The organism is Mesorhizobium sp. M0923, assembly GCF_040319365.1.
Classification (GTDB): Bacteria; Pseudomonadota; Alphaproteobacteria; order Rhizobiales; family Rhizobiaceae; genus Mesorhizobium.
In genome coordinates this window covers 71,973-85,957 of the sequence record NZ_JAMYNW010000010.1, presented here as the reverse complement: position 1 = coordinate 85,957, position 13,985 = coordinate 71,973, and the positions used below count along the sequence as shown (strand labels likewise).

Annotated in this window: 20 protein-coding genes; 6 read left to right on the top strand and 14 right to left on the bottom strand. The window is 62.8% G+C overall.

Going from position 1 to position 13,985, the window contains the following annotated elements:
• Window position 1 precedes the first annotated feature (1 nt).
• Window positions 2-388 (top strand): nuclear transport factor 2 family protein, encoded by a 387-nt coding sequence (locus tag NKH89_RS18585; protein ID WP_352495556.1) that lies wholly within the window; start codon window positions 2-4, stop codon window positions 386-388.
• A 6-nt stretch (window positions 389-394) separates the two neighbouring features.
• On the opposite strand, the gene NKH89_RS18580 is transcribed toward NKH89_RS18585, so the two are convergent.
• A complete protein-coding gene (locus NKH89_RS18580) occupies window positions 395-1,006 on the bottom strand; it encodes a LysE family translocator (RefSeq protein ID WP_023722756.1) in 612 nt (203 codons plus the stop codon).
• 86 nt (window positions 1,007-1,092) lie between these two features.
• A complete protein-coding gene (locus NKH89_RS18575; protein ID WP_023722755.1) occupies window positions 1,093-1,638 on the bottom strand; it encodes a nuclear transport factor 2 family protein in 546 nt (181 codons plus the stop codon).
• Between the two features lie 35 nt (window positions 1,639-1,673).
• On the opposite strand from NKH89_RS18575, the gene NKH89_RS18570 reads away from it, so the two are divergent.
• Entirely contained in the window at window positions 1,674-2,603 is a 930-nt protein-coding gene (locus tag NKH89_RS18570) for an AraC family transcriptional regulator (protein WP_352909487.1), read from the top strand.
• 38 nt (window positions 2,604-2,641) lie between these two features.
• Here NKH89_RS18570 and NKH89_RS18565 read toward each other — a convergent pair whose 3' ends face one another.
• From NKH89_RS18565 to NKH89_RS18535, 7 genes are all read right to left on the bottom strand, one after another.
• Window positions 2,642-2,959: a YkgJ family cysteine cluster protein gene (locus NKH89_RS18565; protein WP_036245865.1), complete on the bottom strand. Its 318-nt coding sequence runs from the start codon at window positions 2,957-2,959 to the stop codon at window positions 2,642-2,644.
• Between the two features lie 71 nt (window positions 2,960-3,030).
• The gene (locus NKH89_RS18560; RefSeq protein ID WP_023722752.1) at window positions 3,031-3,195 is read right to left on the bottom strand and encodes a hypothetical protein; all 165 of its coding nucleotides are present in this window, start codon (window positions 3,193-3,195) and stop codon (window positions 3,031-3,033) included.
• 1 nt (window position 3,196) lies between these two features.
• Window positions 3,197-3,604: a hypothetical protein gene (locus tag NKH89_RS18555; protein WP_023722751.1), complete on the bottom strand. Its 408-nt coding sequence runs from the start codon at window positions 3,602-3,604 to the stop codon at window positions 3,197-3,199.
• The gene (locus tag NKH89_RS18550; RefSeq protein WP_031195260.1) at window positions 3,604-3,825 is read right to left on the bottom strand and encodes a hypothetical protein; all 222 of its coding nucleotides are present in this window, start codon (window positions 3,823-3,825) and stop codon (window positions 3,604-3,606) included. Before NKH89_RS18550 ends, NKH89_RS18555 begins: the two co-directional genes overlap by 1 nt.
• A 414-nt stretch (window positions 3,826-4,239) precedes the next feature.
• Complete coding sequence (locus NKH89_RS18545; protein ID WP_010915421.1) at window positions 4,240-4,449, bottom strand: cold-shock protein; 210 nt, start codon at window positions 4,447-4,449, stop codon at window positions 4,240-4,242.
• A 430-nt stretch (window positions 4,450-4,879) separates the two neighbouring features.
• Window positions 4,880-5,668, bottom strand: coding sequence for an SDR family oxidoreductase (locus NKH89_RS18540; RefSeq protein WP_023722748.1), 789 nt, complete (start codon window positions 5,666-5,668; stop codon window positions 4,880-4,882).
• Window positions 5,669-5,715: 47 nt separating this feature from the next.
• Entirely contained in the window at window positions 5,716-6,177 is a 462-nt protein-coding gene (locus NKH89_RS18535) for a RidA family protein (protein WP_031195259.1), read from the bottom strand.
• A 97-nt stretch (window positions 6,178-6,274) separates the two neighbouring features.
• Here NKH89_RS18535 and NKH89_RS18530 point away from each other — a divergent pair, with 97 nt between their 5' ends.
• Window positions 6,275-7,126, top strand: coding sequence for a LysR family transcriptional regulator (locus NKH89_RS18530; RefSeq protein WP_352481751.1), 852 nt, complete (start codon window positions 6,275-6,277; stop codon window positions 7,124-7,126).
• Between the two features lie 19 nt (window positions 7,127-7,145).
• On the opposite strand, the gene NKH89_RS18525 is transcribed toward NKH89_RS18530, so the two are convergent.
• The 3 genes from NKH89_RS18525 to NKH89_RS18515 all read right to left on the bottom strand — a co-directional run bounded on the left by NKH89_RS18525 (window position 7,146) and on the right by NKH89_RS18515 (window position 10,124).
• Window positions 7,146-7,901 (bottom strand): SDR family NAD(P)-dependent oxidoreductase, encoded by a 756-nt coding sequence (locus tag NKH89_RS18525; RefSeq protein ID WP_023722745.1) that lies wholly within the window; start codon window positions 7,899-7,901, stop codon window positions 7,146-7,148.
• A gap of 82 nt (window positions 7,902-7,983) precedes the next feature.
• Complete coding sequence (locus NKH89_RS18520) at window positions 7,984-8,652, bottom strand: glutathione S-transferase family protein (RefSeq protein WP_023722744.1); 669 nt, start codon at window positions 8,650-8,652, stop codon at window positions 7,984-7,986.
• Window positions 8,653-8,681: 29 nt separating this feature from the next.
• Window positions 8,682-10,124, bottom strand: a complete 1,443-nt coding sequence (locus tag NKH89_RS18515) for a patatin-like phospholipase family protein (protein WP_023722743.1) — start codon at window positions 10,122-10,124, stop codon at window positions 8,682-8,684.
• Between the two features lie 133 nt (window positions 10,125-10,257).
• Here NKH89_RS18515 and NKH89_RS18510 point away from each other — a divergent pair, with 133 nt between their 5' ends.
• Window positions 10,258-10,437 carry a CsbD family protein gene (locus tag NKH89_RS18510; RefSeq protein WP_352481754.1) on the top strand — a complete coding sequence of 60 codons (180 nt, stop codon included), beginning with the start codon at window positions 10,258-10,260 and terminating at the stop codon, window positions 10,435-10,437.
• A 60-nt stretch (window positions 10,438-10,497) separates the two neighbouring features.
• Here NKH89_RS18510 and NKH89_RS18505 read toward each other — a convergent pair whose 3' ends face one another.
• Window positions 10,498-11,634, bottom strand: coding sequence for a metallophosphoesterase (locus NKH89_RS18505; protein WP_502896906.1), 1,137 nt, complete (start codon window positions 11,632-11,634; stop codon window positions 10,498-10,500).
• 119 nt (window positions 11,635-11,753) lie between these two features.
• On the opposite strand from NKH89_RS18505, the gene NKH89_RS18500 reads away from it, so the two are divergent.
• Complete coding sequence (locus NKH89_RS18500; RefSeq protein WP_352909485.1) at window positions 11,754-12,347, top strand: hypothetical protein; 594 nt, start codon at window positions 11,754-11,756, stop codon at window positions 12,345-12,347.
• Window positions 12,348-12,407: 60 nt separating this feature from the next.
• On the opposite strand, the gene NKH89_RS18495 is transcribed toward NKH89_RS18500, so the two are convergent.
• Window positions 12,408-13,001, bottom strand: coding sequence for an LmrA/YxaF family transcription factor (locus NKH89_RS18495; RefSeq protein WP_352588562.1), 594 nt, complete (start codon window positions 12,999-13,001; stop codon window positions 12,408-12,410).
• Window positions 13,002-13,151: 150 nt separating this feature from the next.
• Between NKH89_RS18495 and NKH89_RS18490 the strand changes: the two genes are divergently transcribed.
• Entirely contained in the window at window positions 13,152-13,949 is a 798-nt protein-coding gene (locus NKH89_RS18490) for an NIPSNAP family protein (protein ID WP_023722738.1), read from the top strand.
• Window positions 13,950-13,985: the final 36 nt, after the last annotated feature.

Below are 13,985 nucleotides of genomic sequence, written 5' to 3'. Positions count from 1 at the left end.
AATGACACAGGAACTCATCATCGACATCGCCGCGGCAAAACGCTCCGCCGAAACGGCCGAGATCATGCGGCGCTACAACGACGTCTTCCAGCGCCACGACGCGTCGGCGCTCGACGATCTGGTGGCGGAAGATTGCGTGATCGAGAACACCACGCCGGCCCCGGACGGCGCCCGCCGCATCGGCAAGGGCGCCTGCGTCGAACTGTGGTCGGCGATCGCGACCGGACCCGGCATGCGCTTCGACATCGAAGAAACCTTCGTCGCCGGCGACCGGGCGACGATCCGCTGGCGCTACTGGATGGCCGACGGCAATTCGCTGCGCGGCGTCAACCTGATGCGTGTGGCGGACGGGCAGATTGTCGAGGCCATGGGCTACGTGAAGGCATAAGGCTGTCTACCGGTCCGCCAGCGCCAGTTTGGCGCCGAGCATGACAAAGGCTCCGGCGAAGGTGCGGCGCATCCAGGTCAGCACCTTTGGTCGCGACACGACATGGCTGCGGATCGACGCCGCGAAGATGCCGTAGCCGACAAAGACCACGAAGGTGAGCAGCATGAAGACGCTGCTGAGCTCCAGCATCTTCGACAGCGCATGCGATTCGGTGGTGCTGACGAATTGCGGCAGGAAGGCAAAGAAGAAGATCGACAGCTTCGGATTGAGGATGTTGATGAGGATGCCCGAAGTGATCACTTTGCCGGCCGAGCGCGGCGCGACATTTTCGTCGACGCTCAGGCCGCCCTTCTCCTTCAGCGTGTTCCAGGCCATGTAGAGCAGGTAGGCGACGCCGAGATATTTCAGCGTCTCGAAGGCGACGGCGCTGGTGTGCAGCAGAGCCGCGAGGCCGGTGATGGCGGCCGCCATATGCGGAATGATGCCGAGCGTGCAGCCGAAAGCGGCAATGATGCTGGCACGCGCACCACGCGAAAGCCCGGCGCTCAGCGTATAGAGAACGCCAGTGCCGGGCGAAGCCACGACAATCAGCGACGTCAACAGGAATTCGATGCTCACAGATGGTCTCCCGGTGCTGGCCCTGCCGCCGGCAGCGTAATCAGCGAAACGTGCGGGCACAAGCCAGCCTGAGAGCCTATCCGCATTCAGATCATGCTATTGGCGTGCAGCTTGCTATCCGCGATGGGTTGCCGAACTTCCCAGTGTTCGACGAGCTTACTTTCGTTCAGCCTGAAAATGTCGACGATGGCCAAGCCCTCCTCTTCGGGTTCGCGTTTTGCGTGCATGTGCACGATGACGAAATCCCCTTCGGCAAAAATCCGCTTCACCTCTCCCCTCACGAGGGGAAATGACTGTTTGAGCTGCTGCAGATAGGCTTTGAAGCCGTCCGCACCATCCGCAATGTTCGGATTATGTTGGATGTAGCGTTCGCCAAAATGCATCGAAGCAGCTTCGATGTTGCCCTGGTTTACTGCTTTGTCGATGAAGTCCAGGACGATCGTCTTGTTGGTTTCGAGCGAATTATGACTCTTGGCTGTAACTGGATTTGATGGTTCGTCACGCATGTTTTGCTCCGTGAGGTGGCTGCTTCCGCCTGTTGTGGACAGGAGCGTCCGCAGGCCGACATTGCCAACATAATCAGCCACGCTTGTGAGATGGTCGATATGCCATTCCGCTAGATTCTTATCCAATCGTCTAATATCGTTGTCCGATTCATCATCGGAGGATGGTTCTCATGGATGCCTTGTCCGAAGTTCTTGCTTCGCTGAGATTTGGCAGCGCCATGATCGGCAGCGCGACCCTGCATCGGCCATGGGGTATTTCGGTCGATCCGACAAGGAATGCCGCCATCCACGTCATACAGAACGGCGAATGCTGGCTGCGGCTAGCCGGTGAAAAGGAGCCGATCCGCTTAGGCGAGGGAGACGTCATCCTTGTCGCGAGCGGTATCGGGCATGCCCTTTGCAATCCGGCGGATGCACCGACGGCATCGATATCCGCCGTCCTTTCCGCAAATCGGAGCGGACTGGAACCGAAAAGCGAGAGCGGCGCGACAACTCTTCTTTGTGCGAGATATTCACTCGACGGCGTCGGACCATATCCGATGGTTTCGCTGCTTCCACCGCTGATCCATTTGACCCGAGATCAGATCGACACCAGCGAGCCGCTGCGGCTTGCCCTGGAACTTCTGCAGGTCGAAGCAAAAAGCAATCTCGGCGGTCACGACATTGTCGCCCCACGTCTTCTCGACAGCACGTTGATCTTCTTATTGCGTGCCTGGATAGAACATCAGCCTCTCGGAACAGGCGGATGGTTTGGCGCCTTACGCGATAAAGGCATTGCGCAGGCTTTGCGCCTGATCCACGAGCGGCCGGATGGTCCCTGGACTATCGCTTCCCTTGCCAGCGGCGCGGCACAGTCCCGGGCCACCTTCGCGCGTCGCTTCGCTCAACTCGTGGGACAGCCGCCGCTGTCCTATGTGACTCGCTGGCGGATGAACCTTGCCGCCAAGGCTCTGCGGGAAACGAACCAGAACATTGGCGAGATCGGGTGCGCCGTCGGATATGAGTCGGTGCCGTCGTTCTCGCAGGCATTCAAACGGTTGACCGGACGATCGCGCGGCCTCTACCGCAGCGACTTTCGCTCATCTGACTGACGAATTTCAAAAGTGAGACGCCAGCCCGAGGGCCGTCATTACAGCGTCGGCAGTCCGTGAGCCAGGCGCGCCATCAGGCAGTCGTCATCGCCCGGCATGCAGGCGCGGCAGACGTCGGGACGGATCTCGTAGATGCCGCAGGCGGTCGACTTGCCGACCTCGCCGCACAGTGCCGAACAGCGCGCGCCGTCGCAGCGCATGCCGGCTTCATCGGCAGCCACGTATTTTTGCGGGATAAGGTCGAGTTGCGCGTCATCCTCGGTTGAAAAGCGCGGCCATCTTGACGAGTAGGCGCAGCAGGCGCCACAGGTCTGGCAATCGAAGGCAACCGGATCGGCGCCCTCTTGTGGCGACAAAAAATCCTCTGCGACCGCCAGGGCAAGCAGCCTTGGCGCAGATTTCCGGCCGGCATTTTGCTGCAAGGGTGCTATTTCTTCTTCGGCTTGCGCGGCGGTGCTTCGGCCGGCGACCTGAACAGATCGGTACCCGCTTCGGCGGCTTCACCGGTTTTTGGTGCGGCGGCCGGCTTGGCCGGCTTCACGGCGGCAGCAGGCGCGGCTGGCTGGCCCTTGGCGGAAAACTTGATTGCCATATCAATCCTCGTCAGAGAAACGCGATGATGGCGCATTCGGATTGCGAAGGCGGCCGATGAGCGCCGAAACGGCCGTGATGTTCATTTCTTCGGGCGACCAGTTCCTGGCTTCCTCGATGTGCCGGGGCGCCAGCTCGCGATGCGTGCTGCCACTGTAGGCGGCGTCCTGATAGGTCACGCGCTCGTGCGTCTTGGCGTTTTCCCGGACGTATTCGATCAGATAATTGGGGCATTCGGCACGGCCGCGCACGCCGAGCCGCACCTGGGCATCGCCGTGGACACGCCGGCAGCGCTCGAGCTTTTCGAGCACGCGCCGGACATATTCGACCGGCTTGTCGAGTTCACCCACGACATCGGCGATGGTCGAATCGGCGGCGATCGCCTTTTGAGGCACGCGTTTGGTGGCCATCAGCGTTTGCCCGCGCGTTTCGGCGAGGCCGCGAGCGCTGCCGCCATGTCGTCGGCTTCCTTTTCCAGGCGCAGTTCGCGCAGCCGCGCGGTCTTGGCTTCGCGCGCCTGGCTGACGGCATCCCGTTCGGAATTGATGCGGTCGAGCGACATCGACTGGGTCCGCGTCTTGCTAAAAATGGATTCGGCCTGGTCGCGGGGTCTTTTTGAAGTTGCGGTCAAGGTCTTTCTCCCGGTTCGGAGCGCGCCGCCGAAAAGTGGCGAGACTGGTCTTTCGGCCAGGATCCCGCACAAAGCAATACGGCAGCCGGTTTCAAATTGCTGGAACGTCCTCAGAGACCGTTTGGAATTCTACTCTGACGGCCGTCTGATGGCCGTCAGAGCGAATTTCGAAACAGCCTCTTAGCACGTCCGGGCCGTCGAGCAGCGCTCTTTCGGCGGTCGAAGCGCAAAAATGAAAAAGGCCAGGCACCGCCTGACCTTCCATGAGAGCGCATGCGCATCCCGAGAGACGCGCAAAGAAACGTTCTTCTCATGCGCATGAGCGGGGGCTTAACCTCCCCGCGATCATGTGCTGGAATTTGCCATTCACCGGTGCCAGTACATCCGTGGTCACCGGTGAGGCTGAATTCCGTTTTAGGCCGCCTTCAACTGGTCGGCGGACATCTTGCCCGACTTGTTGTCGCGGACCATCTCGTAGCCAAGCTTCTGGCCCTCGACGATGTCGCGCATTCCGGCGCGCTCGACGGCTGAGATGTGGACAAAAACGTCGGCAGAACCGTCGTCAGGCTGAATAAAACCAAAACCCTTGGTGGCGTTGAACCATTTAACTGTGCCTGTGCTCATAACGAACCCTTTCCATGGCAAATATTCGTTCGCCGTCATGCGGATGCACAACAACGTTTGTCTCGATTTTGATGGGGAAGTTCGTCAAAGGCGCGCCTCGGCACGCGGATAACAAAAGTCGGTCAAACAAACATCGACAAAATTCTTGTAGACTTCTTTGCGCGCTGTGTCAATTTTTTTGATTTGCAACACTCGTGGAGATGCGCGGCGGCGGCAAATACGACAGCGAAAACCGGGCTATTGCCCGCCGAAAAAACCACTTAGCCGGGAACCATTTTGGCGCCGGAGCATTTTTTCGGTGTCGAACGCCGTTCTCGAAAGAGCGATCTTGAGAAAAGGCGGACGATCACCAGGACGCCCCCCGCGCAGATAAAAGGCACGAGGGGCGTTCCTGTGTGATGCGACCATTCGCGCCGCCGCCCCCTGCTCCTCACACCATGCCGCGACTGAGCCCGCCATCCACCGGCAAAGCCACGCCGGTAATATAGGCGGCGGCGTCGCTGGCCAGGAATGCTGCAACCGCACCGAATTCGGCGGGAGTGCCGTAGCGCTTTGCCGGGATATCGGCCTGACTCTCGGCGGCGATCACGGCAGCGTCGACACCCCTGTCGGCGGCGTCCATGGCGTCGAACTGTTTGGTCCGGTCCGTCGCAAAACGGCCAGGCAGCAACAGGTTGACGGTAACGCCGTCCGCCGCCACTTCGCCGGCCAGCGTCTTGGCCCACCCGGCGAGCGACGCACGCAGCGCATTCGAGGCGGTAAGGCCGGGGATCGGCTCGCGGACGGAAGTCGAGGAAACGGCGATGATGCGTCCCCAGCGCCGCGCCCGCATGCCTGGCAGGAAAGAAATGGCAACGCGCATCTGGCTCAGCACCATGCTGGTGAACTGCTTCTCCCAGACGCTCGCATCGAAGACGCTGGCCGCGAAGGGCGGCGGGCCGCCGCCATTGAGCAGGACGATGTCGATCCGCTGATGCTCGTCCTCGACGGCATGGATCAGCCGGGAGACGCTGTCGTGGTCGGAGAGGTCGGCGCTGAAGGTCGAGCAGATGTGGCCGGCGGCCTCGATAGCGCGCCGCGCCACATCCAGGGTCGCCTCCCCTCGTCCGACCAGGATGATCTCGGCGCCTTTCGCCGCGAGCGCTTCGGCAACGCCGAAACCGAGGCCCTTGCCTCCGCCGAGAACAAGCGCCCTCCGCCCCTCAAGATTTGCATCCATCAAGCCAAGCCTCCTGCTGGTTTCACTGGCTATTTCGAGCGACTTCCCTAGCGGACATGCACGATAGCGTCGGCTTCGACCGGAACATTGGCCGGCAAGCCGGCCATGCCGAGCGAGCAGCGGGCGTGCTCGCCACGCTCGCCGAAAACATGGAGCAGAAATTCGGATGCTCCGTTGCCGACCTCCGAATAGGCCGAAAAGCCGGCCGTCGCATTCACATAGACGGTCAGCTTGGCGAATTTCACGACACGGTCAAGATTGCCGTCCAGTTCCTTGTCCAGCCAATAGACGATGTTGGCCGCGCAGAGCCGGGCGGCGTTCTGCGCAGCAGCCAGATCGATCTCTCTGCCGACCTGGCCGATCGCGGCGATCTCCTGCGCGATCTCGGGAATCTGACCGGAGACATAGACGATGTCGGCGACCCGAACCGTCGGCGAGAACGGCAAAGCAGGCCGCTCGAGCGACGGCCAGGCGACACCGAACTCCTCAAATCTTCTTCTGTAGGACAAGGTGGCTGCTCCTGTTTTCGTTCGTGCGAGCGGACCTTGAATTCAGATCGGGCTTTCGGATAGCCTGATAGTGCTGACACAGCTATCAGGAATTCTTATGACTGGAGATATCGACGTCAGGCTGCTGCGTGCCTTCGTCACCGTGGCCGATACGGGAACGGTGAGCCGGGCGGCCGATCGACTTGCCCGCACCCAGGCGGCGGTGAGCATGCAGCTTCAGCGCCTCGAGGGTGAAGTCGGCGCCGAGCTGCTGCGCCGTTCGCCGCGCGGCGTGACGCTGACCGAGGCCGGCGAGATCCTGCTCGCCTTCGCCCGCAAGGCCATCGCGATCGGCGACGATGCCAGGCGCGAGATAGAAGGCCGCAGGCTGGTCGGCCGTGTCCGGCTGGGCATCATCGAGGATTTGGCGGTGACACGGCTGCCGCTGATCATTGCCGACTTCCGCCGCCGGCATCCTTCCGTGGAGATCGAGCTGACATCGGCCAGCAGCGCCGATCTCAGCAAGTCGCTGGGCGAAGGAAAATGCGACATCGTCATGGCCGATCCGGCGCGCTTCACAAAGGCGCCGCGAGGTCATCTGTCACGACAGCTGGTCTGGGCGGCAAGCCGCATGATCGAGATCGATGACGAGGTCGAGCTTCCGCTGGTCATCTTCGAAGGCGCCTGCTCCTGGCAGGACAGAATGCTGGCCTCGCTCGCCGAGGCCGGGCTCGGCTGGAAGATCGGCTGCCGCGTGTCGACTTTCGCGACGCTGATCTCGGCGCTGAGGGCCGGGCTTGGCATCGGCCTTCTGCTGCAGGAAGGACTGCCGCCCGACTGCCAAAGCCTCAACGGACGCTTCAACCTGCCGCCGGCGCCGATGGCGGATTTCGGCGTCTACCTTGCGAGGGACCCGTCCCGGCTGGTCGAGGAGTGTGGCGATTTCCTGCGGGCGGGATTCGAAGTCTAACGAAACGATCCGACGTCATTCACCGTTCCTGGTCGGTCGGGCGGATGACGATCTCGTTGACGTTGACGTGCGCCGGCTGGCTCACGGCGTAGAGAATGGCCGCGGCGATGTCCTCGGCGGCCAGCGCCTCCATGGCGGCGAGCCGCTGGTCGAGCCCAGTCTTCGCCGCCGGATTGGTGATATGGTCGCCGAGCTCGGTGCGCACCAGGCCGGGTTCGATGACGGTGACGCGAACCTTGTCGGAGTAGACTTCGCGGCGCAGCGATTCGGAAAAGCCGACGACGCCGAACTTGGTTGCGGCATAGCCGCTGGCGCCGGGATTGGCGACGCGGCCGGCGACCGACGAGACATTGACGATGTGACCCTTGGCGGCCCTGAGATGCGGCAGCGCCGCTTTGGTGACACCCATCAGCGCCAGCAGGTTGAGCTCGACCATGCGGCGCCAGTCATCGAGCACCGCCTCGGCGGCCGGCGACAGAAGCATCACCCCGGCATTGTTGACGAGGATGTCGAGGCGGCCCCATTCGGCGACAACCTTGTCGACCATGGCGGTGACATCGTCGTTGCTGGTGACGTCGGCCGCGATACGGAGTGCCGTGCCGCCGGCCTTTTCGATACGCGCGGCCAGCGCTTCGAGGCGATCGGCGCGGCGGGCGGCAATCGCCACCTTTGCCCCGGCGGCCGCCAGCGCCACAGCGGTTGCCTCGCCGATGCCCGACGAGGCGCCGGTGACAAGCGCGACCTTGCCGGCCAGTGCGGAAGAAACAGCTGTCATTGTGAAGTCTCCAAAGCCCCTGCCCGATCTTCAGATAGGCCGCGGGCCGCGAAGTGGAAGACCAGCTCGCCGGTTGCTCGGCTCATTCGTCGGGGCCGGGCTCCGGCCATGGCTCCTTCGCCGCCTCCGCATACCAGTGGCGCATCGCCGGCATCGAAAGCACGGCATCGACATAGGCGCGGGTGTCGGGCGCCAGCGTGCCGCCATAGGTGTCGAAGCGGGTGACGACCGGCGCGTACATGGCGTCGGCCGCGGTGAAATGGCCAAACAGGAACGGCCCGCCTTTGCCGTATTTTTCCCGGCATTGCCGCCACAGATCCTCGATGCGCGCCCGTTGCGCCTCACCTTCGGCGTCGAGCGGCTTGTGGCCTTTTGGCCGGCGCAAATTCATCGGCCAGCCATAGCGGACCTCGCGAAAGCCGGAATGCATCTCTGTCGCCGCCGAGCGGGCGTGCGCGCGAGCGCCGATATCGGCCGGCCAGAGCTTCTTGTCGGGAAACAGGTCGGCAAGATATTCAAGGATGGCAAGGGTTTCCCAGACGATCCGGATCTCGCCATTCGGCAGCCGATGGTTCAGCACCGGCACCTGGCCGGTCGGCGATATCCTGGCCAGATTGGCGGCGGTCTCGGGCGTGCGCAGGCGCACAAAACCTTCCTCGAACGGTATCTCCAGATGCTTCATCGCCAGCCATGGCCTCAGTGACCAGGACGAGAAGCATTTGTTGCCGATGAAGAGCGTGAATTCAGCCAAGATGGTCTCTCCGTGTCGAGCCCAGCGGCTCAGTTTGCTTGTGCCGCGGCCAATTGTGCCCCCGGCGTGACGCCGGCGCGAGCGCGGATGGCGGCGACCGCCTTGGTGATATCCGTATTGACCAGCAGCGCCTCGCGACCGGCCGCGATGGTGAGGTCGACCTGATCGACCGGCAATTTCAGCCGCGTCGGGACAGCGTTCAGCTTGGCCTGTGTCGCCTGGTCGAGGTCGGCAAAGGACAGATATTGGACCACGAGTTCAACATCGCGGCAATCCCAGCCGGCAGTCGAGCCGCGATAGGCAGCCACGGTCGAGGTCGGCAAAGCACAGCGGTAGCGGACCAATTCACCGCGCCATTGCGAGACGGCCAGCTTCAGTGCGTCGGCTTCGTCGCGCACCGCGGCCGCCATGGTGGTGCTCGTCACGGCGTCGAGCAACTCGCTAAGCCGCGGTCCGTGGATAGACTTGGCCCAGCTCACGTCGTTGTCGGCGCCGGCGTCGGCAACGATGAAAAGCAGCGTCCTCAACCGGACAGCGGCGGCCGGCGACAGCGGACCATAGGGGGTGCCGGCGGCGGAGCGCTCCAGGGTAAAGCCGGTGACGCCGAGATTATCGGTCAGACCACCGTCCAGCAATTTCACATAGTCGAGGGGATCGGCGTTTTGATAGGAATCGAGCGCGCTGGCATAGGCCTTGAGCCTGATCGAGGCATTGTGATCGGCCAGTGCCCGGCTCAACCATTGCGGCCTGCGGTAGCCGCAATCCGGGCTGGTGGCGGAAACCACGATCGGCGCGAAGACCACCGGCACGGCAGCGGAAGCCGCGACCGCATCAGCCAACCGCATCTTGTCGAGATCGCTACAAAGCGCCGCGAAAGTGTCGTAGCTGAACAGAAATGGCGTGCGGTTATAGATATCGGACGCGTTGATCCAGATGATGGGCCGGTCCGGCTTGGCGAACGCCTCGAATGTCGCATCGTCGAAGAGATTGTCGTTCAGCCATTTGGCAAAACCGCTGCGGTCATTGACGCCGCCATAGTAGGCGCGGACAAGGTTGAACGGCGACAACCTTGTTCGAAGGTCGGCCTCAGCATTCTGGATCAGGAATCGTTCGCGAAAGTCGCGGTAGCCGTCCTCGCCCTTGTAGCCGAAATAGGCGGCAGTCACCGCGCCGCCTGATGCACCGGAAATCATCCTGATGTCATCGACCAGCGTGCGCCGCCGCGGCTGCTCGTCGATGACGATGTCGTCCAGCGCCCGCAGAACGCCGTAGGAGAAGGCCGCGGCCCGGGTGCCGCCACCGGAGAAGGCGAGGCCGAGCACAGTCGAGCCGTCGTCGCCCGGATCTGGAATGAAAGCCGGCGACGGCCTGCCGGCTTCGGGCGTAAAGACGTTGATCGGCCCGACATCATCGGCGACGCAGCCTGCCAAAAGCATGGACGTCGCAACGGCACAGGCAAGGCGAAAACGCATCGAAATCCCCCCGGGCAGAGCCTAGCCGCATTACCGCGCCGGGTGCAACCGGTTGTCCGGCGATGCATGGAACCGAAGCGGTGCCTGACCGTTTGCCTCGCAAATAAAACTCCCGAACTCCAGGAGATGCGCGATGGTGAACAAGGATCAGGTGGCAGGCGTCGCCAAGCAAGCCAAGGGCTCGGTCAAGCAGGCCGCCGGCAAGGCCACCGGCAACAGGCGCACCGAGGCCGAAGGCGACGTCGACAAGGCGACCGGCAAGATGCAGAAGGCTTACGGCGACGTGAAGGACAAGGTGAAGAAGGCGCTTTGACACTGGCCCCCTTCGCGAACCAGGAAAAAGGCGGCTCGGCCGCCTTTTTTGCGCCCTCTCTTACCGTAAGAAAGTCAGGCTTTTGCTGTATGCATTGGTGAAGGTGACCTCGCCATGATTTCCGGCGGCTTCGCCCAGCACCACATCCATGCTGTTTCCGGTCACCCGCGCCAAGGCAAAGCCGCCCATGAAGGCGGCCTTCGGTTTGAACAAGTCGAGCCCGTCACGGCGGTAGATCATCGGCGTTGCGTGCTGGTGGCCATGGAAGATGCCGACGACATTGTAGCCTTTCAGCACGGCCAGCAGCGCCTGCCTGTCGACTTCGCTCCACCAATGCGGCGGACCCGTGCCGCTGTCGTCGAAGGTTCTCTCGGCGGCGTCCCATCTTTCGATCGAAAAAGTATCCCAGCCATAATGCTGGAACAGGATGACCGGGCGGCCGTCGCCGGCATAGGTCGCCAGATCCTGCTTCAGCCATGGCAGGCTGTTGGCGGCGCCGTGGCCGGTATCGCCGGCAAAACGGTGCGTCTGGACAAGATGCAGACCGCCCCAATCCCATGAATAGCAGTCGGTCTCGACGTCGTAGTCGGTCGCCGGCGCAGGCGGCTTGAAGAACACGCCGGGGCGGTGGTTGACCTCGACATAGTCGCGCATTTCGCGGCGGTACCAGTCGACATGCGAGCGCGGGCCGTTCTGGTCGAGGTCGTGGTTGCCGAGGCCGACATAGACGGGCATGTGCACACGGTCGGGGCCGACGCCCTGCTGGTAGCGCTGGCTGAACTGAAGCAGCTGCGTGCCCTCGCTGGGCTGGGTGATCTGGCCGCCGCCGTCATCGGTGATGTCGCCGCCGACGACGAGGCCGAGCGGCGTGCCGATGTTGCCCGTCGAGCGCAGGCCGGTGGCAACGCCTTCGATTTCAGCCGGCCATTGTCTGTCACCGACGCCGTTGAGTGCGGCGACGTTGCGCAGCAAGGCAGCGTCGGTCTTGCCCTCCTGCTCGCAATGCGGGCTCAATCCGTTCGCCATTCGGCAGGCATGGACATCAGCGATAAACAGGAAGGTGGCGTCGATCGGCGGGATGCGCTGCCCGGTCTGGCCGAAGGCCGGGCGCGAAACGGCGCCGGCCGCGGCAACGGCCGCTGCCTGCATCAGGAAGCTGCGCCGACAAACCGGTAGGGCGGGAATGCGATGCATCATGCGCTAAAATTCAGCACGACGCGGATCGGCAGTCCAGTTGCTCGCAAAATATGTCGACACGTTCTCCCAGGTCTGGCATTGCTTTCGGCATTCAACTTGCGCGGGCAGAGGAGGACGGCATGAAAACTGCATCCATCGGCATGACAATGGCCATTCTGGCGGTGACGAGCGCAGCGCATGGCGCCGAGTGCATCGACGTCAAATCGGCCAAGGCCGGCTTCATTCTCGAAAGGCCTGGCATCCACAGCGAATTTCGACCGGCAGCGGGCGGAATGGTGGCCGTTGCCAACAAATACCCGTCGCAATCGCCGCAGTCGCAGTACCTGTTCGGCGGACTGATCGAGGTGTTTCGCGACAGCAGCACGGGGCAGCTGGCGATGATCCCGTTTTCCGATCTCAGGAAGGTGTTCCCGCTGAAGGCGGGGGCTAAGAACAAGATCGTGTTTGCCCGCCTCGCACCGAACAAGCCGCCGAAGGGCACCGAGACGCTGGAGATCAACGTCAAGGGCAAGGAGACGTTCAGCCTGGGTGAATGCAAATACTCCGTGCTCGCGGTCAAGCAGACGATCAGGAGCGAGGCCGGCGAGACGCGGGACGAGTTTACCGCGCTTTACGCACCCGACTTGCAGGCAGTTGTGGCCAGGCGCTATGACGAGGGCACCAGCGCCGAAAGCGTGGTCGGCTACGAGCTGATCAAGCCGCTGCCGAATTAAGAGCTCGGCCTCCCCACCTCGGTCATAGTGAGCGACGGCGGCGCCTCTGTCCTGCCGGCGTCAAGGGGCTTTGTGGAGTATCCTGCGACGTCGCCTCGTGACTCCCTGTTCCAAGGCCATCAGGCAGTCGCGCAGCACTCTTGTGTCCTGTGCGGTCTTGGCCATCGACATGGCGCCGGAATAGGTGGCGACGGCGAGCGCTGCGAAGCGCTGCGGATCGGTGCCCTGCTCCCGGCCCGCCTGCTGGTCGGCCCTGATCTTGTCGGCAATCGCCTGACGCCAGGCCGAAAAAATGTCGGCAAGGGCAATGCGGAAATCCGGATCGGCAAGCGACAGTTCGTGCGCCAGATTGTTGAGCGGGCAGCCGCGCACGAATCCCTGCTGCTCCAGCTCCGCCGCGACGGCCGCGAACACGGCGCGCACGCCCTCCCGCGCCGAGCCGGCCCTCCGCACTGGCGCGATCCAGGTCTCCTCGACGGCGGCGGCGACCCGCTCTTCGACGACTGCTAGCGCCAGCGCCTTCTTGGTCGCGAAATGGTGGTGCAGCGCGCCGCCGGTGACGCCCGCCGTCGCCATCAGGTCGCCCATGCTGGAGGCGTGATAGCCGCGTGCCTGAAACGCCTCTTCGGCGACATCGAGCACCTTTTTGCGCATGCCTTCGGGGTCATTGGTGCGTTTTTTAGCCCGCGCCTTTGGGCGGGCTGTGGTCTCTGCTGACATTTCCACACGATAGCAGATTGACAAAACAGGACAACCGGTCTGTTTTGTAAAACAGGATGACTGTCCTGTTTTTGAGATCGAGCGATGAACCTGCCTTTGAATGCCGCGCCTAAATCCGATCTGCTCGCCTCGCCCGTCGTCGAACTTCGGCAATACACGCTGAAACCTGGCCGACGCGAGACGCTGATCGGCATCTTCGACAATCATTTGATCGAGGGCCAGGAAACCGCGGGGATGACCATCATCGGCCAGTTCCGCGACCTCGACCGGCCAGATATGTTCGTCTGGTTGCGCGGCTTCGACGGCATGATCGCGCGGAAGCATGCGCTGGCCGCCTTCTATGACGGGCCGGTGTGGGCGGCCTGGCGCAACGCCGCCAACGCCACGATGATCGATTCCGACGACGTGCTGCTGCTGAAACCGGCTTGGCCGGGCGCCGGCTTCGACCTCTCGGGATCGCAACGAGTACCCCAGACGGATCTCGAAGAACCAAGCACAAGCAGTGCTTTACAGGCAATTGTTGTCATCAGGATTCATCATTTGCGACCGGGCCTCGAAGCCGGCTTCGCCAGGGATTTCCAGACCGAGGCTCTTCCGGTTCTTGCCGCACTTGGCGGACAACCGCTCGCCGCCTTCGTCACCGAGCATGCCGAAAACAGCTTTCCGCGGCTGCCGGTGCGGGCCAGCGAAAACGTCTTCATCAGCGTCACGGGTTTCGACAGCGCCGAGGCGCATACCCGCCACGAGGCGGCCTTGGCCGCCTCCCCAGACTGGCAGGCGCTTCAGCAGACCGTACAACGGGAATTCGCCAGGCCCGCGGAGGTTTTGCGTCTGTTACCGACGGCGCGATCGCTGCTCGGGCAGCACCCAATTTCGGTATGAACCAACATCGTCGACGCCTCCTACGTCGCCGGAGCC